General features: G+C 48.6%; 14 protein-coding genes. 5 read left to right on the forward strand and 9 right to left on the reverse strand.

Annotated elements, in window-relative coordinates:
- Positions 1-394: 394 nt before the first annotated feature.
- On the reverse strand, positions 395-1,276 hold the full coding sequence (locus P2G53_RS00975) for a DUF808 domain-containing protein (protein ID WP_275812403.1): 882 nt from the start codon (positions 1,274-1,276) through the stop codon (positions 395-397).
- A gap of 109 nt (positions 1,277-1,385) precedes the next feature.
- Between P2G53_RS00975 and P2G53_RS00980 the strand changes: the two genes are divergently transcribed.
- Complete coding sequence (locus P2G53_RS00980) at positions 1,386-1,601, forward strand: dodecin (protein ID WP_275812406.1); 216 nt, start codon at positions 1,386-1,388, stop codon at positions 1,599-1,601.
- Between the two features lie 29 nt (positions 1,602-1,630).
- Here the strand turns inward: P2G53_RS00980 and P2G53_RS00985 are convergent, their stop codons facing one another.
- The 4 genes from P2G53_RS00985 to P2G53_RS01000 all read right to left on the reverse strand — a co-directional run bounded on the left by P2G53_RS00985 (position 1,631) and on the right by P2G53_RS01000 (position 11,504).
- Positions 1,631-4,552: a bifunctional diguanylate cyclase/phosphodiesterase gene (locus P2G53_RS00985; RefSeq protein ID WP_275812409.1), complete on the reverse strand. Its 2,922-nt coding sequence runs from the start codon at positions 4,550-4,552 to the stop codon at positions 1,631-1,633.
- A gap of 307 nt (positions 4,553-4,859) precedes the next feature.
- Positions 4,860-7,643 (reverse strand): EAL domain-containing protein, encoded by a 2,784-nt coding sequence (locus tag P2G53_RS00990; RefSeq protein ID WP_275812412.1) that lies wholly within the window; start codon positions 7,641-7,643, stop codon positions 4,860-4,862.
- On the reverse strand, positions 7,640-10,591 hold the full coding sequence (locus P2G53_RS00995) for a PAS domain-containing hybrid sensor histidine kinase/response regulator (protein WP_275812416.1): 2,952 nt from the start codon (positions 10,589-10,591) through the stop codon (positions 7,640-7,642). Before P2G53_RS00995 ends, P2G53_RS00990 begins: the two co-directional genes overlap by 4 nt.
- 4 nt (positions 10,592-10,595) lie before the next feature.
- Positions 10,596-11,504, reverse strand: coding sequence for a substrate-binding domain-containing protein (locus P2G53_RS01000; RefSeq protein ID WP_275812419.1), 909 nt, complete (start codon positions 11,502-11,504; stop codon positions 10,596-10,598).
- A 209-nt stretch (positions 11,505-11,713) separates the two neighbouring features.
- On the opposite strand from P2G53_RS01000, the gene P2G53_RS01005 reads away from it, so the two are divergent.
- From P2G53_RS01005 to P2G53_RS01015, 3 genes are all read left to right on the forward strand, one after another.
- On the forward strand, positions 11,714-12,682 hold the full coding sequence (locus P2G53_RS01005) for a GGDEF domain-containing protein (RefSeq protein ID WP_275812422.1): 969 nt from the start codon (positions 11,714-11,716) through the stop codon (positions 12,680-12,682).
- 149 nt (positions 12,683-12,831) lie between these two features.
- Positions 12,832-14,343, forward strand: coding sequence for an Ig-like domain-containing protein (locus tag P2G53_RS01010; protein WP_275812425.1), 1,512 nt, complete (start codon positions 12,832-12,834; stop codon positions 14,341-14,343).
- Between the two features lie 188 nt (positions 14,344-14,531).
- Positions 14,532-15,719 (forward strand): acetyl-CoA C-acyltransferase family protein, encoded by a 1,188-nt coding sequence (locus tag P2G53_RS01015; protein WP_275812428.1) that lies wholly within the window; start codon positions 14,532-14,534, stop codon positions 15,717-15,719.
- Positions 15,720-15,807: 88 nt separating this feature from the next.
- On the opposite strand, the gene P2G53_RS01020 is transcribed toward P2G53_RS01015, so the two are convergent.
- Positions 15,808-17,208: a PLP-dependent aminotransferase family protein gene (locus tag P2G53_RS01020; RefSeq protein WP_275812431.1), complete on the reverse strand. Its 1,401-nt coding sequence runs from the start codon at positions 17,206-17,208 to the stop codon at positions 15,808-15,810.
- A gap of 114 nt (positions 17,209-17,322) precedes the next feature.
- On the opposite strand from P2G53_RS01020, the gene ccoG reads away from it, so the two are divergent.
- Complete coding sequence (gene ccoG / locus P2G53_RS01025) at positions 17,323-18,681, forward strand: cytochrome c oxidase accessory protein CcoG (protein ID WP_275812434.1); 1,359 nt, start codon at positions 17,323-17,325, stop codon at positions 18,679-18,681.
- Positions 18,682-18,926: 245 nt separating this feature from the next.
- Here ccoG and P2G53_RS01030 read toward each other — a convergent pair whose 3' ends face one another.
- The 3 genes from P2G53_RS01030 to P2G53_RS01040 all read right to left on the reverse strand — a co-directional run bounded on the left by P2G53_RS01030 (position 18,927) and on the right by P2G53_RS01040 (position 20,440).
- Positions 18,927-19,346 carry a hypothetical protein gene (locus P2G53_RS01030; RefSeq protein WP_275812437.1) on the reverse strand — a complete coding sequence of 140 codons (420 nt, stop codon included), beginning with the start codon at positions 19,344-19,346 and terminating at the stop codon, positions 18,927-18,929.
- A 352-nt stretch (positions 19,347-19,698) separates the two neighbouring features.
- Entirely contained in the window at positions 19,699-20,244 is a 546-nt protein-coding gene (locus P2G53_RS01035; protein WP_275812440.1) for a hypothetical protein, read from the reverse strand.
- Positions 20,234-20,440: a hypothetical protein gene (locus P2G53_RS01040; protein ID WP_275812443.1), complete on the reverse strand. Its 207-nt coding sequence runs from the start codon at positions 20,438-20,440 to the stop codon at positions 20,234-20,236. Before P2G53_RS01040 ends, P2G53_RS01035 begins: the two co-directional genes overlap by 11 nt.
- Positions 20,441-20,546 lie beyond the last annotated feature (106 nt).

Here is a 20,546-nt window from a genome sequence, read left to right on the forward strand (position 1 = left end):
ACATACCGCTACCCTCCTTTTGCTTTGATTGCGCGTAATAAACTCAGCAGGGTTTATCACAGGCTTCCTTGAAGAAAATGCAGCAAAACGGGCCAACGCTGTAAGCTGGGCCAACCTGCATTTCTGCCCCGTCCATGACTCATCCAACAGATCAGTTCAAGGACTCAAAAAGCAGAATGCATAAGCCACACCAAGCTTATAAACACCTGATTTAATTGGATTAAGATTTCAGAAAAGACCGGAGAACTGAAGAAAGCGTAAGCAGGACGTTACAGTTCCGAGAAAACGGGCTAAAAAGTGTTAACCCATCTGAACCGATTAACACTGGGCGCTACTGGTTGGCCGTCAAACTGTGTCGAAAATGATGCGATAGCTGCAAAGCCTGCATACTGATCTAGGGACGTTTGAGTTTAACCAGTAAACCCAACAGGACCACCAGCACCAAACCCGCAAGCAGGCCGCTTAGCCCCTCAAGTAACATCACAAACAGGCTATGCAGCAGACCGGAGGTATGAACCAGTGTTTCAATCCATTCAATAAAGTGGTGCACCGGCGGAACGGTGTGACTGAGAATCCCGCCGCCCACCAGAAACATTGCCAGCGTGCCAACAATTGCCAACAGCTTCATCAATATGGGCGCAAAACGCAGAATACCTTGTCCCAACAGTTGTAAAAGCTGAGAGGCGCCCTCTTTCTGATACAGATAAAGCCCAAGATCATCCAGTTTTACAATGGCGGCCACCAGTCCATACACCCCCAGCGTAATTAAAAACGCAACCAACACCAGTACCCCTATCTGCGTAGACAGAGACATCGAAGCAACAACGCCCAGGGTGATTACAATGATTTCGGCAGATAGGATGAAGTCTGTGCGGATCGCCCCTTTGATCTTGGTGGCCTCATCCAGCATGGGTTTGGCATCTGCTGACGGCTGTGCGTTATGGAACAGCTTTTCTATTACTTTTTCAGCACCTTCGTAACAGAGAAATAGGCCGCCCATCAGCAGCAGTATATTCACCGCCCAGGGAGCAAAATAACTGATCAGCAACGCCGCAGGAACCAATACCGCTTTATTCAGCAGTGAACCCTTAGCCACCGCCCAGACTACAGGTAATTCTCTGTCGGCTTTAACACCGGAAACCTGCTGTGCATTCAGGGCAAGATCGTCACCCAGCACACCCGAGGTTTTTTTCGCAGCTACCTTGGTCATCGCGGCCACGTCGTCCAGCACAGTGGCAACATCATCCAGTAATGTGAGCAGAGAAGCGATCGCCATGAAACTCTCCTTGTATCCGGTTATAACGCGCTGAAATCGAATGGCATGCCAGAATAGCATTAAAGCACTGAACTATACTGCTTCAATCAACCGCCGTCAGGAGAGAACGATGTCTGATCATCACACCTATAAAAAATTAGAACTGGTTGGCTCGTCCAAAATCAGCATTGAAGATGCGATTCAGAATGCTATCAGCGAATGCAGCAAATCGATCAAAAATCTGGACTGGTTTGAGGTCGTAGAGACCCGTGGGCATATTGTGAATGGGCAGGTAGGTCATTTTCAGGTGACGCTGAAAATTGGTTTCAGAATAGAGAGCAGCTAAACAGACTGTGAAAGACTGATCCTGTTGCCTCAGACAACAGGATCAAAACTTGTCATGGCCGCCGCATTTCCACTGAACTGATCCATAAACCGTTCGAACTCATCTAACGGCAAAGGTTTACTGAATAGATAACCCTGAAAATAGTCGGATCCGATGGTTTTCAACACGGATACCTGATCCTCATTTTCTACCCCTTCCGACACAATCTTCATACCCAGCTCATGGGCGATAGTGGCAACCCCTTTACAGAGCTGTAAATCACGTTTGGAGGTACTGATCTCATTGACGAACATACGGTCAATTTTAAGGTAGCTGAAGGAATAACGGGTCAGATAGGCAAGCGAGGAATATCCAGTCCCGAAATCATCCAACGCAATCTCTACACCCATGCGGTTATAGGCGTGCAGAATCTTATCGGTAATTTCTGAATGCTCCAGCAGAAAGCTCTCGGTCACTTCGACGATCAGGTTACGTCCACGCACATCAAAACTGCGCAAGCTGTTATGCAGATGGCTGATACTCTCGTTGTAATCCAGAAACTGCAGGGGTGATTTATTGATCGAGAGCTGGAAGTCATCACCATATTTACGGGTCCAGTGTTTCAGCACACGCAGTGCTTCTGTCACTACCCAACGCCCGATACCTTTGATCAGGCCGTACTTTTCAGCCAGCGGGATAAAAACATCCGGTGGCACCATCCCAAGTTCAGGGTGATTCCAGCGCAACAGTGCCTCTGCCTTACGAATCGACATGGTGGTGGAATCCACAATCGGCTGGAAATGCAGAGAAAACTGCTGACGTTCCAGCGCCAGACTCAACTCAGTCAACAACTCGTGAACATTCGTCAGGTTATTCGCTGCCATTTCACAAAAGAACATCGACTGATTACGGCCCTGATGTTTTGCCCGGTACATCGCCTGATCAGCATGCTGCAGCAACTGTTTGACTTCACTGCCATCATCCGGGAACACTGAAATTCCGATACTGGCTGAAAGAGACAGTTCAACATCATTAATGGTCACCGATGCTTTCAGGTTGTGAAGTAACGTCTCAGAAAGGCGTTTCAGAGAAAAATTATCCACCACGCCCGGTAACATGATGACAAACTCATCGCCCCCCAGGCGGGCGACCACATCCCCGGCCCGGGTGCTGCGCTTAAATACCTCGGCCGCATGAGAGAGAATCTTGTCACCAAATTCGTGACCGTATGTGTCATTGAAAATTTTGAAATTATCCAGATCGATAAAGAACAGCGCAAAGCGGTGTTTGGAGACACGACAGCTATTGATCTGTTGGGACACCAGCTTCAGAAAATTGCGCCGGTTGGGTAACCCGGTTAGTTGATCAAGGTATGCCTGCCTCCAGATCTGCTCCTGATTGAAGACATCCTGGGTAATATCACGCGCAATCTTTGATATCCCGACCACTACACCGTTTTCGTAGATAGGTGAAAGGCTCACAGACACATGGATGGATCGGCCGGATTTGTGTAGCCGAATGGTCCTGAAATGATTGACTTTATAACCCTGAATTAGCTGGTTGAAAAACATAGCCTCCTCTTCCAGCTTGTCATCCGGAAACAGCATGATGACCGATTGACCCACCATCTCTTCGGATTTGTAACCAAAGATACGCTCAGCACCCGGGTTCCAGCTGAGGATGATGCCATCCAGAGATTTACTGATAATCGCATCGTCCGAGGACTCAACAATCACTTCAAACTGGCGGCTCAAACGCTCCTGAGTGACTAACTGAGAGATATCACGGGCAATTTTTGAGGCACCAATAATCATGCCGTGTTCGTCAAAAATCGGCGAAATAGTGACGGATATATCCACCAAATGACCATCTTTGTGCTGCCGCTGCGTACGAAAGTGTTCAATGCGCTGACCCGCTGCCAGCTTTGCCAGGATCTCATCTTCCTCATGCCATCGTTCTTCGGGGAAGATCTTTAGCATCGGCTGGCCGATCATCTCTTCCGCCGTGTAACCAAACATCCGCTCCGCCGCCTGATTCCAGCTCTGCACAATGCCCTGAAGAGACTTACTGATAATGGCGTCATCGGAAGCAGAAATGATCGCTTCGAACTGGCGCAGAATTCGGTCCTGCTCAACCAGTTTACTCACATCGCGGGCGATTTTAGAGGCACCGATTACCTGGCCATATTCATCCAGTACCGGCGAGATACTGACTGAGACATCCAGCAACCGGCCGCTTTTATGCTTGCGCTGGGTTCGGAAATGTTCAATTGTCTGTCCGGCTCTTAACCGGTTAAGAATATCGATCTCTTCGTGAACGCGATCTGGCGGGAAGATCTTCAGCATTGACTGACCGATCATCTCTTCCGCCGTATAACCAAACATACGCTCGGCGGCATGGTTCCAGCTTTGCACAACACCATTTATATTTTTGCTGACAATGGCATCCTCTGAACTTTGCAAAATGGCCTGCGCATGTTTGTTGATCAGTTCAGTACGGGTACGCGAGCCCAGGTCCTGCAGCACAGCACAAACGCTGATGATTGACCCGGCTGCATCTCGAATGGGTGACAGAGAGATTGCTACTTCAATGTGACGTCCGGTTTTAGTCAAACGCCGGGTTTGGGCAAAAGTGACCTTCTTACCCAGCAGCAGTTTGTGCATCATCTGCTGGTGTTCTTCCAGCAGATCGTCAGGGATGAGGCAACCAATACTATGCCCCAATATCTCTTCAGCAGCGTATTTGAATATTTCAGTGGCGGCAGGATTCCAGCTCAGCACCTGATTGTCTGGCGAGATAAGAATGATTGCATCGTGTGCTGAAAGTGCAATGGTATTCAGCAACTGCACAGTCGTGCGGTGATCCTGTTGATCTAAACCTGAGGCTGATGACAACGGAAACTGTCTGTCATCACTGGTTATGCTGGCACCCTGCTCTGCATTATTTTTTTTCTGAGGGTGTTCAATCGTCATAATTCACCACTGCCCATCAAACTTCGGATTGCTATGTGCTGACGAAATCCAAACGGTTATAAGCGCTATAAACAGTTAAGGACATATTTGACGCCTTTGCTGCATTTATTCAACAGGTGGGTAAGTGAAATTTTAAACTTAAAAAAATAATTAAATTTAAACTAAATCAAATCAAGATCATCCGGATCAATCCCGCGCTAAATCCGTGCTGTACCTGAAAATTTAACCTAGTAATTCTCGGCTAGAGTAAACACTCCTGCCAGATACCGAGATTCACAAGCTGATCTGGCTCAATGTAAACAGTAGATTAATGTACAACCCAGTTTCGCACATGGTTTAACAGTTGTTCTCTGGACTGGAGCAGCGCATCAATCTGACTTTCGCAGACCGATTGTTCTGCTGCATCTTTGCGAGCAATAAGCTCGGATGCGCTCTGTGAAATTACACGACAGGCCGCCTGTAACCCCTCCGGCAATTCAATGGGGGTTTCACCCTCACCTGCTCTCTGCACCGCCCAGTTTTCTGAAGGATCGGCCGACAGCCCTAATTCAGCCTGCTGACTCTCAAGAAACCGGCTGACCTGAACAACCCAGGCACGGTATTCAACCACAGCAAACAACGCTGGCATACTGACACGCTGAATTGGTTTAAGCCCCTGCCAGGCAGGATTGGGCCGCCAGCCAGTCAGCCAGTCTGGTACCCTGTCAGCGGGCATCGGTTGAGCAATGCCGTAACCCTGTGCCAGTTCACAACCTAACCAAAGCAGGATTTCACCCTGCTCAGCGGTTTCTACACCCTCTGCAATCACCCGGCGTCGGAATGCACGGGCCAGACCAATGACACCCTCCAGAATCGCCAGATCCTCAGGATCATCCAGCATATCCCTGACAAAGGTTCGGTCGATTTTTAGGATTTCGGCCGGAAGTAGCTTCAGGTAGGCCAGTGACGAGTAGCCGGTACCAAAATCATCCAGTGAAATCACCACCCCGAGTGCCTGACACTCCTTAATAACCTGCGACACATGGCTGATGTTTTCCAGTGCACTGGTCTCAAGCACCTCCAGCTCCAACAGTGACGGATTAACATCCGTGTACTGAGCAAGCAGGGTATGCAGGCATTCAACAAAATCATCCTGCTGAATATGATAGGCCGCGATATTGACGCTGACCGGTTGCGAAATACCCATGGCTTGCCAGGTCTGAAGCTGCATGAGCGCCTGATTAAGCGTCCAGTGACCCAGTTCAATCATCGTTACATGGTCTTCTATTTCAGGCAAAAAACTGTCCGGTGCCATCAGACCGTTTTCCGGGTGCATCCAGCGCAACAAACTCTCAAAACCGATGACTTCACCGGTACGCATATTGACCTTAGGCTGGTAAAAAAGCTGAAACTCTTCGTCTTGCAGTGCCTGCCGAATACGCTCGATATTACGGTGGCGGCCACGCAGATGACGGTCTTCCTCGGCATCAAACAGGCAGTAACGGTTTTTACCGGCAAGCTTGGCCTGATACATCGCCTGATCGGCCTGTCGCAGCAGTTGCTCTGCATCCACCTCATCCGCTTGCGGATAAAACGTTACCCCTAAACTGGCTGATACCTGCAGTGAGTTGCCACCAATGCTGACGGTCTCACACACAGCACTCAGCAGGCGCTGAATCAGTGGGATACAATTCTCTGTCTCCGGCAGATCCATCAACACCGCAACAAACTCATCGCCCCCGAGTCGGGCGATGGTATCGCCTTCACGCAGGACATGTTTCATGCGATAGGCCAGACTCATCAGCAACAGGTCACCGACTTTGTGCCCGTAGGTGTCGTTGACCTCTTTAAAGCCATCCAGATCGAGGAAAATGACCGCGACGTGCTCACCCCGCCTGGCATCCTGAACCATGGCATGACGCAGCCGGTCATTCAGCAAAATACGGTTGGGCAGCCCGGTGAGGGCATCATAATGGGCGATATGTTCTAACTGTTTTTGCTGTTTTTTAAGCTGAGTAATATCCGAGAACAGGGAAACGTAGTTTTCCACCTCACCTGCCGCATTGCGGATGGCACTGATGGTACGCAGTTCTGCATAGAGATCACCATTACGACGTCGGTTCCAGATCTCGCCGGACCAGTGTCCCTCCTGCAGCAGCGACTGCCAGAGTTGCTGATAAAAAGCCTGATCATGTTCACCGGAACGCAACAGGCGACTGTCTCTTCCCAGTGCTTCTGCGCGGCTATAACCGGTAATCTGGCAGAACGCATCATTCACATCGATGATGCGTCCATTGGCATCAAAGATCATGATGCCTTCACGGGCATGATCAAACACACTTGCGGAGAGTTTCAGCTGGGATTCTGCTTTCAGCTTTTCAGTGATGTCATGCACAATCACAAACAACAGCGTCTGGCCACGCATCTGGACTGGCGTTGTGTATAGCTCGACGTTTCTGAGCTCACCATTGGCCAGCTGATGCTGTGTCTGCCGATAACGCTGATCAGCGGTTGCCGAGCCCGTTATCAGATCATTCTGTGCCGTTGAATCAACACTGATCTGTTCCAGTGAGATTTCAGCCTCACCCGTCACCGTATAGCCATAAAAAGTCTGCGCGGCGGCATTGGAAGCGATGATTTTATGTTGAGCAGGGTCCACCAGCAGCATGACGGAGGTATTGTCCTCAAAAAAACTGCGAAACTCTGCTTCACTGCTGGCAACATTCTTGCGCAGGCGTTCCATCTGCACCAGGTTGTGAATGCGTCGCCGGGCGATATTCACATTGACCGGTTTGGTCAGATAGTCCATCGCCCCAAGCTCAAGGCCCTTGGCTTCCTCCTGAAGATCCCCCAGTGCCGTAACAAACACCACCGGAATCTGTTTCAGCTGCTCATTAGCCTTGAGGCGACGACAGACTTCATAGCCATCGATTTCAGGCATCATCACATCCAGCAGGATCAGCTCAGGGTTGATCTCTGCCGCCAGTTGCAGCCCCTTTTCACCGGAATTAGCAATAAACAGATCAAAGTCATCTGCGAGCGCCCTACCCAGCATCCGCAGGTTGATGGGGTTATCATCCACCATCAGAATTTTTGAACGCTCCGCGTTCATTCGCCACCCATTTCCATCATCAATTTTTCACGAAATTCCCAGAGCTTTGGTATGGCTTCCTCAAACCGAAAAGCATCAATCAGCAAACTGATTTCATTAAACATCTGGATATCTGAATAACCTGTTAACCGCTGTTCAAGCAGCTCGAAGGTGTCGATTGCATTAAACGCACCTTTTTCAAGCTGCCCAAGCACGGTATCAATCAAGCCAAGCAGTTCAGATACAGAACTCTGGAAAACAACTACAGACGGTGTCGGGACCTCCTCAGATGCCCGGTCTTTAATCCATTTTGACAAAGTCTGATAGAGGTTGTCGGCCATGATCGGTTTTGCAATATAGTCATTCATGCCGGCAGCGAAACACGCCGCTTTATCTTCAGGAAACACATCCGCTGTCATGGCAACGATAGGGATTGGCGGATAGCCCTGATCTGACTCCCAGGCGCGTATGGCCCGGGTGGCTTCATTACCATCCAGATCCGGCATATGCAGATCCATAAGAATCAACTGATAACGTTCCGGCGCTGAGGTATAGCGCTCAAGTGCCTCGCGTCCATTGGTGGCACAGGTTGACTCAAGGCCAAAATGTTCAAGCATGGCACTGACAATCTCGTGATTAACGGACACATCTTCCGCAATCAGCACATGTCCAGTCAGGGTATTTTCATGCGCAAGCGGATCGGCAATTTTTGCCGGACCTGAGCCTGTTTTGCGCAATTTCAACGCCACAGTGAACCAGAATCGCGAGCCTTCATTTTGCTTACTGACGACACCCACACTGCCACGCATCATCTCGGCCAGCTTGGCCACAATCGATAAGCCCAGCCCGGTACCGCCAAACACTCGTGTGGTACTGCTATCGGCCTGCGTAAACGGATTGAATATCTGATTTTGCTTGTCCCGGCTGATGCCTATGCCTGTATCTGTGACTGAAAATTCCAGCACCGCAGTTGTCTCATCCCGGCTGATCTCTGTGCATTCCAGTGCAATGTGACCCTGCTCAGTAAACTTGATCGCATTATTAATCAGGTTCGACAGCATCTGATTCAGTCGATACGGGTCGCCGGTAAAATTAAGATTGGATGAGATGCATTGATGGATATAGAGCTGCAGCCCTTTTGTGTGCGCCGGTTCAATAAATAGCCGCTGACATTCGTTGAGTACCTGCGCGGGGTTAACGATCCCCTCTTCCAGTTCCATCTTGCCAGCTTCGACTTTTGACAGATCCAGAATATCATTGAGCAACGCCAGCAGTGACTGACCGGAATGCAGAATCGTACGCGTGTAGTCATCACGTTGCCGCTGCGGTAACTTCTGATCAAGCAGCAACTGGGCCATGCCCAGGATACCATTCATGGGTGTTCTGATTTCGTGCGACATGGTCGCTAAAAAACGACTTTTTGCGATATTGGCCGCTTCTGCCTGTTCACTGGCCCGCTTCAGCTGTTCTGCGGTATTTTTCAGGCGCGTGATATCCGTGATGGTCCCTATCCAGCCAATCACCTTGCCATCAGCATCCACTTGGGGGTTTGCCAGGCAGAGCACCCAGACAACCCGACCATCCGGTTTAGCAAAACGAAACTCTGTCTGCAGCATCTGATGATGCTGACGGACCCAGTTCCACGCATCTCTGACCAGTGCCAGATCATCCGGATGGACCACGTCTGTCCATTGCGTACCTATTTGGTTACGTTCGTAACCACTGATCTCAATCCAGCGCGGACTGACATACACAAACTGCCCCTCAGCATTGATCTGCCAGACCCCTGCCGGTGAAGATTCAGACAGCTGCTGATAGCGCGCCAGACTGTCTGACAACTCCTGTGACGCCTGTTTACGACGGGTAATGTCCTGATGCGTCCCGGTCATCCAGAGCGGCTTACCTTCCCGGGTCCAGCTGATGACCTTACCCCGGTCCAACACCCAGACCCAGTGACCGGCTTTATGCTGCATCCGGACTTCCACTTCGTAATAGGGCGCCTGACCAGTGAAGTGTCTCTCCAGCGCCTGCTCTGAAACCTTCAGATCATCCGGATGAACATATTTAACCCAGGTTGATATGCTGATCGGCTCCAAATCCTTGAGACGGTAGCCGATGATATCTGCCCAGCGCTCATTAAATCGGGTTTCTCCGGTTTCCACATTCCACTCCCAGACCCCGACCCGGGTTGCCTGCAACACGTTTTCAAGCAACAGCTTTTCCCGCTCCAGGCCAGATCTGGAGTCACCTATCACCCCCAGCATATGGTTGATGGTCTGACTAAGCAGAGAGGTTTCCTTGTAGACAAAATCGGGCAGTTGTCGCAGCGGGATACCGTCTGCATCCTGTTCGCTGATCTGGCTGGTAATCTGTTTTAACGGCAGAATCAGAACACGCTTACTGATACCAAGCAGCAACAAGATCAGCAGCACCGAGGACAAAATGCTCAGCAGCATTGTGCTGTACAGTGCACTCTCCAGCTTTTCGGTGATAGCGCGATCGGTGTTGAAGATCGTTAGGGTGCCAATCGGTTCGCCAAAGTTGGAAAATAGCGTTTGGCTTTTCACTATAAACGCTTTATTCAACAGGCGTTGATGCGCCGGGTTGTCCGCATCAAAGTCCTCAATATGCCCCAGAGCGTTTCTGATTCTGCCAGAGGTAAAAGACGTTTGACTGGTCATCTCAGCCATCATTTTATCGTCTACCAGAATGGCCAGATAGAGGCGATTTTCTATCTCAGCGGAGAGCAGTCTCTGATATTCATTGACTGCATACGCCGAGACAAAGGGGGCAACATTCACCGAAAGACGCTGCAGAGCATCATCTGTCTCCAGATTCATCTCTTTGGTAATGGCTTCCCGCGCCAGTGAGTATTGCAGGATACCGTTAAGCGCAAACACGCTCACAACGGTAATCGCGATAATCAGTGCCAGGTGGACCAACAGCGAAGTTTTGGGTTGCTTCTGCATCCCCTTAATCCTCTATGCCAAGTGTATAGTGCACAATGGTACTTCTAAGGGTCTTGAGGTTTTCAGCTGTTACGGTCAGGACCGGGATCTCGACCACCTCCGATACGGCCTCCCCGCGCAGGTATTTATGCATTTCACGGACAGCGGCCTGCCCAAGCAGCAAAGGTTGCTGCATACTACTGGCCAGCAGGTCACCACTGTCGATCATGTCCAGAAATTCAGGCTCGGCATCAAAACTGAGTAACAGGATATCGGGACGACCACTTTCAGCAATTGCTCGCTGAGCCGCCTTATATTTGTCCGATCCCTGTAGCCAGATTGCGCAAAGGTCCGGATTGTCACTGATCAGCTCACGGGTAAAGCGATAGGTTTCTGCAGCGGTGAAATCACGCTGTTGCCGAATTCCGGCCATCCTGACACCACCCAACTGAATTGCCCGGATGAAACCTGCAGTCCGTTCGCGTCCATTTGCTCGGGTCTGCGGAATGGCAATCACACCCACCCGTCCCGGATTGCCCGGCTGTTGTTTCAGTTTATCCAACAAGGCGATACCCAGATTGTAGGCCCCCTGATAGTTGTTGGATTTGATATAACTCACATATTCGCCCGATTCTGTACCTACATCCGCGATCACCACCGGTACCGAGGCTTTTTGCGCCAGAGACAGCAGCGTGACCGCCGCAGAAGAATTGGTTGGCGAAATAATCAGACCATCCACTTTGCCGTTTAAGGCAGAAATCACATGTTCAAGCTCCTGCTTGACACTGTTATGTGAATCCAGCACCCGTAAATCATGCTGATTGGCCTGCGCTTCCAGCTCTATACCGCGCGCCAGAATACGCCAGAATGGAATGGTCAGATCAGGGGTGACGTAAACCAGACGTCCGGCATGAGTGAGGCCCGAGAAACCCAAGCAAAGAGCCAATATCGACAAAATGCCTATTGAACACAGTCGGCCAATCGTTTTTATAGTGAGTCTCACAGATAACCATACAGTTGTTTGGCAATTATCATACTCAGCACCGCACAACCCCAGTAGAATGAAATGTATGTAAATGAAATGGATTTCCAAGCTTGACCGATTTTTAAACGGATCACCCGATTTCAAGCCGAGTCCATGCCATGAAATATAAAGACCTTAACACCGCTTTTTCCCTATCGGCAGAACTACTTAAGTCTCAAACCTATCATGACCTGACAAAAACCCTCATCAATATGCTGAGCATGCTAGAGGGTGTTGAAGAGGTCCATTCTTACGAAATTCTGGCACGCAAAGAAAAACGCAGTACCGACCCTGAACTGCTGGTCAGACGTTTCCCAATGACGCTGGATGACAACGCCACGGATAAGAATCAGGCAATGATTAAAAACGTTGCGTTTCAGTGTGGTCATGGCACCAGTTTCACAACCTTTAATACAGATCCCTACATTGTGATCTATCTGACTGAGAATGCAGCCCCCGAAAAGCTGCTGATGGTGAAGGGAGATGTTTCAGAATTTGATGCCGAAGTGATCCGTGGGCTGAGTTTAATTTTTGACCATCAGGTCAGGCTATTTGATGCCAAAGAACGCGACCCTCTGACATTGTTACACAACCGCCAGACGCTGAATCATACCCTCGAGCAGGTCATTGATTTCTACCGCAACCGCCCTGCGGGCGATGTACAGTCCTGGTTGGTGTTACTGGATATAGATCATTTCAAGCGGATCAATGACACCTTTGGTCACCTTTACGGTGACGAGGTCCTGATTCACTTTGCCAATTTGATGAAAAAAGAGTTCAGACACTCTGATTTTTTGTTCCGCTATGGTGGAGAAGAGTTTCTGGCCGTCATCAACCAGACAGATGCTGACGGAATTCTTCAGGCGCTGGAGCGTTTCCGAACCTGTGTTGAACAATACCCCTTCCCATCCGGTCAGGTTACAGTCTCCATTGGCTGCACACCCATTCAGCAAAACACCGCCATGACCACCATGATTGAGCTGGCGGATGAGGCTCTCTACAAATCAAAAGCGTCTGGTCGCAACCGGATAACCGTTTTGAACCGTTCTGAAAAAGAAGCATCGCAGTCTGATGTCGAGCTATTTTGATTAAATATTAATCAAATTCATTTATGGACAGGCCTCTTGAGCCGACAGCTTAGTAATCCCGACGGGAGTGCTGGGTTCAGGTATCCAAGTGCAGGATCAGGAACTAGAATGACCTGCATATGCTTTGAACAACAAACGGAATGCTTGTCATGATCCCTAACAGTTTACCGCGCGCCTTCCTGTTGCCTGTCGCAATTTTTTCACTGGCCTATCTGCCAATGTCATCCATTGCAGCGCCGCCCATACATGCAGCAAAACAGGTGATCGAACATTGGACGCCGGAACGCCGCGCCCAGGCGATTCCACGTGACCTGCTGATCGATGAAAAAGGTGCCGGTTATTTGCGACTACCCGATGGTCGTCTGCAACCTTATGGCAAACCCCTTGACCCAATCAGTATGGGAAAACCCTCTGGTCAGGAAGACACTGAAGCGCCAGTGGTGACCCTCCTGACCCCCGCTACGAATGCAACTGTAGGTGGCAGTGTCCTGTTCTCAGCGCAAGTGACAGACAATGTCAGCGTTAAATCAGTCTCGTTTACCATTAACTATCCCAACGGCATTCAGAGCCAGTCGTTCACACCGACCTATCAGGGTAATGATACCTGGTCTGCTAACCTGCAAGGCTTCAGTGACGGTCTCTGGAGCTGGCAGGTGGTCGCAAAAGATAGCGGCCCTAAAGGCGGTAATAGCATCACTACGGCCCCTTCTGCCTTTACAGTTGATACATCCGGTGGTGACACCGGTGGCGGCACTGGTGGTGATACCGGTGGTACAACCGATGTCATTACTAATGCAGGATGGGCTGATGGCGGTATTGTTAAAGCAGCTGCCGGGCGTATCTATTTTGAGATGCCAACGAATAAGCGCATGAACCGCTGGGCCGGTTATGTGTGCTCAGGCACTGTGGCGGCAGAGTCCGCGACGGGCCGAAGTGTCATTATCACAGCAGCACACTGTTTATTTGATGACGCCAACAAAGCATTTGCGCGCAATGTGCTTTTTATTCCTGATCAGGACGCAACCTCTGGCTCACGTACCGATATTGATTGCAGCAACGATCTCTATGGCTGCTGGGTGCCAAGTTTTGGCGTTGTTGACCAGGAGTGGACGACTCGTACCTTCCCCGATAATGTTGCCTGGGATTATGCATTTTACGTTGTCCCTGATGCCGGTGCGTTCAGCAACAGCAGCAATAACAATGGGGTTATCGTCGAATCAGGCTCCTATCCACTAGACCAAACCGTCACGCCGATGGCGATATCGTTTGCATTACCCTTTGTTGCATCTGAACCCGGCACCGTTGCCAGTGAAGCATATACGCATGGATTGGGTTACTCCTACAGCGATGATCCTAATTTCATGTATTGCGCTGAAGATATGACCGCAGAGAGCGCAGTTAACTGGTGGTTATCTAAGTGCGACCTTTCAGGCGGCTCATCGGGTGGTCCATGGGTTCAGCCGATGGATGCAGCAACAGGAGACGGCCCAATCATCTCTGTCAATTCATGGGGCTACACCACCTCTCCAGGTATGGCTGGACCCGTGTTAAGTGGCACCAGTGCAAGCTGCCTGTTTGATACGGCGACCATTGCAGCTTTCCCTGTGCTACCCGCTGACGGTGCGGCAGGCGTAAAAGTGAATTATGCAGACTGTCCCTAATTAACAACGCGATTCTACCAATACTCAAAAGGCCCCGAATTCGGGGCCTTTTTTATGCGTTTCTTGTCTCTTCTTATGCATTTTTTCCGTACACCGCCCTGCCTCTATTAACCATATTGCTGATTGCGGCAGAGCACCGTTGGAGTGATGATTGGGGTTTTATTGACCGAACAACCCTGGAGTGACAGATGCAGAATTTGAATGATGTTGTGGTGCTAAGTGCAGGCCGCTCTCCGATTGGTGCTTTTGGTGGTGGTTTGAGCCAGGTGGAACCCGCCGAGCTGGCCGGACAGGTTATGAAGTCCGTTATTGAACGCAGTGGTGTTAATCCTGAGCAGATTCGTTTTGTCACCTCCGGTCACTGTATCCCAACCGATTCCCGTTTCGCCTATGTAGCCCGTGTTGCCTCTATTCAGGCTGGCCTGCCAATGGATTCTGTTGCCATGGCAGTTAACCGTCTGTGTAGCTCCGGTCTGCAGGCCGTCGTATCTACCGCACAAACCATCATGCTGGGTGATTACGAATACGGTATTGGCGGTGGTGTTGAAGTCATGTCTCGCGGTAGCTACATGGCGCCCGCCATGCGTACCGGTGCCCGCATGGGTGACACCGGCATGATCGACATGATGGTTGCTACCCTGACTGACCCGTTTGGTGCTGGTCACATGGGTATCACTGCTGAAAACCTGGCTGACAAATGGGATATCTCCCGTGAAGAGCAGGACGCACTGGCTGCTGAATCTCACCGCCGTGCAACTGTCGCCATCGAAGAAGGCCGTTTTAAAGAGCAGATCGTGCCAATCACCGTTAAATCCCGTAAAGGCGATATTACGGTTGATACCGATGAGCACGTTAAGCCAGGTACCACTGTAGAAAGCCTGTCTAAAATGCGTCCCGCATTCAAAAAAGACGGCTCTGTCACTGCCGGTAACGCATCCGGTATTAACGACGGTGCGGCGTTCCTGGTACTGGCTTCTGCAGAAGCAGCAAAACGTGACGGCCACAAACCAATTGCGCGTATCGTCTCCTATGCCCTGGCGGGTGTACCGAACGAAATCATGGGTGAAGGCCCAATTCCGGCCTCTAAAATGGCGCTGGAACGTGCCGGTCTCAGCGTAGCCGATATGGACGTGGTTGAGTCCAACGAAGCCTTTGCAGCGCAGGCAATTGCCGTTGCTAAAGGTCTGGGGCTGGATATGGACAAAACTAACCCGAACGGTGGCGCTATCGCACTGGGTCACCCGGTAGGCTGTAGTGGTGCTTTTATCGCCACTAAAGCGCTCTACGAACTGCAACGCATTCAGGGCAAATATGCACTGGTCACCATGTGTATTGGTGGTGGTCAGGGTATTGCCGTTGTATTTGAACGCCTCTGATTATTCAGAACCATTAAGCGCCCTTCTGGGCGCTTTTTTTTTGCTTCTGTAATTGATCAACCAATTTATTCCCACCGCTCAATATGCCTTAAGCATTCATCAGAATCTTAGGTAAACGATTTAATGCTTCGAAGCGCTTTTCATCCCAACGGTGGGCAAAGCTGATGCGTAAGCAGTGATTAAACTGGCCTGACACACTAAAGAGTGAACCCGGTGTGAGAACAATATTATCTGGCAATGCTGCCCGGTAACTTTTCAGAGTATCTATAGATTCGGGTAGCTCAACCCAGACAGCAAGACCACCGGCGGGTGCACTGACCTTAACGGGCATTTCCCATTGGTGCAAAACGGCCAGCAGACAATCTCTGTTTTCTCTGAGCTGATTACGCTGTCGGCGCAGATGGCTCACAAAATGCCCCTCAGCCATAAAGTCAGCAAAACCCTGTTGCAGATAACGACTACCGGCCAGTTGCGTTACCAGTTTCAGATACAGAATACGTTCCTGCCAGCGCCCACCCGATATCCAGCCCAGCCTGATATCTCGAGAGACACTCTTGGAGAAAGAACTACAGAGGATCACCCTATCATCTGTATCCAGCGCCTTGAGGGGTTCTGGCGGGTGATTAAAGGCCGTGTCTGCGTAAATATCGTCTTCAATCACCACCAGATCAAAACGTTTGGCCAGCGCCAACAGTTTTTGCTTGGCTGGCAGCGGCATCACCGCCCCACCCGGTGTTGCAAAAGCCGGAGAGACAATACAGGCACGAACCGGCCAGCAGCTTAGTACATTTTGCAGAAGATCCACGTCTATACCGGTTTCGGGTGAAGCCGGCACTTCCAGCACTTTTAGTTCAAGCTGCTGTAACAACTGCAATACGCCGTAAAATCCCGGCGTTTCAACCGCCACAACGTCGCCTTTCTGACAACTCGCAAGCAAGGCGAGAAACAGAGCATTCTGACAGCCTGTGGTAATACAAAACTGATCAGGTTCAGGCTGCCAGCCCCGTCTTGCATAGTGGAGGGCTAACTGCTCTCGCAAGGTCCTGTCACCTGCCGGCTCATCATAATACTGAAAACCTGCGCCTTCCTGTCTCCGAAGTGAGCGCGCAATAGACCGGTTCATGGCAACGATACCCGGCGGAGTCGGGCTTGTTGCAGCCCCCGGCAGCAGATCAAAAGCAGCACTCCTACGCATAATATCGAGCAGTAAATCTGTCTCTGTTACCAGTCTGGGAGGGTCTACGCTACGTCGTAGTCCTCCACCGGTCGCCGCCTTAAATTGATAGGTAACAAAGTAACCCGCCTTTGGGCGCGCCTCTAATAGCCCCTGAGCTTCAAGCCGCTGCAACGCATGTATAGCGGTCGCCTTAGACACCTGATGGTCAAGGCAAAGCTGTCGAATCGAGGGCAATCGTTCACCTGAACGCCAACGCTGTGTCTGAATACCCTTGAGTAAATACTGTTCAAGCTGCTGATAACGATAATCCATGATAAAACGCCTGACGTCCAAATCTGTACCTATTAATTATTATTTTTTTATACCTGACCCTAAAAGAACTACAAGTATATTCTGCTGCCCATACATTCGTTTGGGGCCAGTTAAATGGAAAAAATTCCGGTTGTTCAGATACATGCTCTCAGCACGGCGTCGACTGAAAAATTTCATGTCAAAATAGTTGAGGGAAAATTTCAGAACCTGCGCAGATTGATAAGCTGGCCATTGATCGCCCTGTTTTTCCTATTGGTCTGGGTGCAGATCAATGACCAACCCTGGTTATTGTTCTCTTTTGCCCAGCGTCAGATCATATTGTTTGGCCACTCACTTTCCTGGCATGACCTACCGCTCCTGGCAGGCTTAATGATTGCGGGGGCCAGCCTGCTGTTTTTTCTGGCGGTTGCCTGGGGCCGGGTCTGGTGTGGCTTTGCCTGCCCGCAAAGCATCTGGACCTGGCTGTTTATTCGTATTGAGGACTGGACAGAAGGCAGGGCCAGTGAACGTGCCCGTGCTGATACTCAGCCGTTACGGGGCGAACGGCTTTTGCGTCGCGCACTGAAGCACCTGCTCTGGATCGCGTTAGCACTGATCACAACCCTGACCTTTACCGGTTATTTTGTCCCAATTCGCGAGATTATTGACGATCTCTTTCACTATCAGGCCTCAGCCACACTGGTCGGCTGGATCATCATTATGACCGGACTCACCTACGCCAACGCGGGTTTAGTTCGGGAAAAAATCTGTCTGCATGCCTGCCCCTATTCCCGCTTTCAGAGCGTTATGTTTGATCAGGACACACTTACCGTCAGTTACGATGCTAAACGGGGTGAACCCCGCGCCCATAAACGTCAGGCCGATACAAACAGTGGTGATTGTGTCGACTGCCACCTGTGTGTTCAGGTATGCCCTACCGGCATCGATATCCGCAATGGATTACAGGCGGAGTGTATTGATTGCGGCGCCTGTATTGATGCCTGTAATACGGTAATGGACAAACTCAGTCTGCCTCGCGGACTGATTCGGTTTGCGTCTGCATCTGGCTTACAGGATCAACCCGAAAGAGTGTTACGACCCCGACTCATAAGTTATGCGGTGGCGATGGTGATCGCCTTCGGCGCTGTACTGTATGGTTTTACAGAGACCACACAGCTGTTGGTCGAGATACGCCGTGATCGTGGTGCCCTCTTCACCCAGCTCGATGAAAACACAATCTGCAACCACTATCGGCTGAAGATAGAGGGTTTTGGTTTGGCTAATCAGAAGATTGCTGTCACGCTTAAAGAGCATCCAGCCTTTCAGCTTTACGGCCCCCCCGTTATCGACCTGAGTGAGAACAATGCTGTTTGGCTTCCCTATCGAGTGTGTGCGGAGAACATGACTCTGCCAAAATCCGAAGTGCTTTTTGAATTAAAAGGTTCAGCCGTCGCGGTTACGAAAAAGACTACTTTTATTGCAATGAGTATCTGAGGAAGAGGGATTTTCTAAGGGACAAAATGAAAAAAGGCAGATCAATAAGTTATTGATCTTCCGCTTATTTACCGCTGAAAGAGCATATATAGACTAGTGACCGGAGTTATTCCCCCCGAATCGCCACTAATCCACTCAGGTTCACACCAGGATTAATAAGGACCTCAACAGCCTGAAACAAATCTGCTACGGATCGAAGAATAGTTAGATACTTCCAATCAAACCTATTAACTCTCTCTATACACTCAAGAAAGATTATTGTTAACGAGCCTATTTATAATTAAAATCATTACCAAGAATAAAATATAAACGCCTACAGCAGACCACAAAAAAACAAAAAAAGTTCTTCTTTCTTCCCTGTAATTATTAATTGCGTCATCAATATCCATACTTCCAACTGAGAGAAGATACTCACAATCATGAATAGAACTTATAGCGAAATACCCACAAGAGTTAAACCAGTAAATCCTAACTTTTTCATCTTTCTGAAAATTTTCTGCTAAGAATTTTTTTGCTGAACCTCCTCTAGAAAATCTTAAAAAAAGACCATCCTTTTTAAACAAAGCGACACTCCATGATCTAGGACTGTTAATAATTCCTGTTTTTTTACTAATTTCAACAAATTCAACGAAATCAGATCTCAGATCAGTGTCTTTAACATCCAACTTAACCTGCGTGTAGTAACAAACATAAGCAATCATTACCAGCGCTATTAATAAACATTTCCTCATAATAAATCTTGCGCTCCTAATGCCACCCTTTCAAAATATCATTTAAAAATTAACAATATACAAAATTAAAAATCACTTACCTTTTAAACACCTGCACTAATAACCATGCCTTGCGCATGATTAAAACAGAGTAATAAAGTGTTACAGAATAAAAATTCTACTATTTAACCTCTACCCTTATTCTAAATCCAGGTATCGAAAACATATATCTAAAATCGTGGCCGGGCCTTACTAACTTATTCTATATTATCTATATATTAAGCATGATTTATAATAGCCATTCTGTTTACCTATATTTTAGATAAAAAGAAATGGAAATTAAGCATCCACCCAATATATATGGCAAATTAAAGAAGAACTTATGTGGTAAACGATTGTACCTATCAAGATTTTTTTTACTATCTTCATACGATATCAATATCTCATCACCAGAATAAACAGCCATTAAAACATTGCAACGACGCTTAAAAATCATATTTAACTTATGATTACATATATCAAACCAACCAGCACGAAATCTAATTTTTCTTTCTATTATATCAACAAGAATCCTTTTGTTTATTTTATTTAATGCGAACGACATCAACTGCACACTCTCTCCATTTTCATCCCAAACTTTTATTGAATACTCTCTTGTCCTATAACCTTCGATTAACTCCGACTTATCAACATCAGTCCAACGCAAATATTCAAACCTACTATTCGGATCTATTTTTGTTTCCCAAAAAAACAACCCCACAATAAAAAAAGCAACACCTAAGACAAACAGGAATCTACAATGAATTTTTTCAAAACCATCACCAGTTTTTAATGTTTTAATATCAATTCCCATTACTTTCTTCCTTGAAGCCTGATATTTTTATGATATTCTTATCACCCATAAAGTCGTAATATTTGATATTAAAGCACTTTCCTACATATTCTTCTTTCATAAAAAAATCACCGTACTTTGCACCTTTAAAAACTTCTTCAACGCCATTAACTTTTATCTTGTACCCGCCAAACCTTCCTTTTAGAATTTTTTCCAAGCAGCCATGAACCTGATGTACATTGTGTCGATATGAATAAGCTTGATAAATATTCATAAGTAACAAAATTAGAGAAGACAAACTCATGATAAATAATGTTTTTCTT

Source organism: Neptuniibacter sp. CAU 1671, assembly GCF_029222905.1.
Taxonomy (GTDB): domain Bacteria; phylum Pseudomonadota; class Gammaproteobacteria; order Pseudomonadales; family Balneatricaceae; genus Neptuniibacter.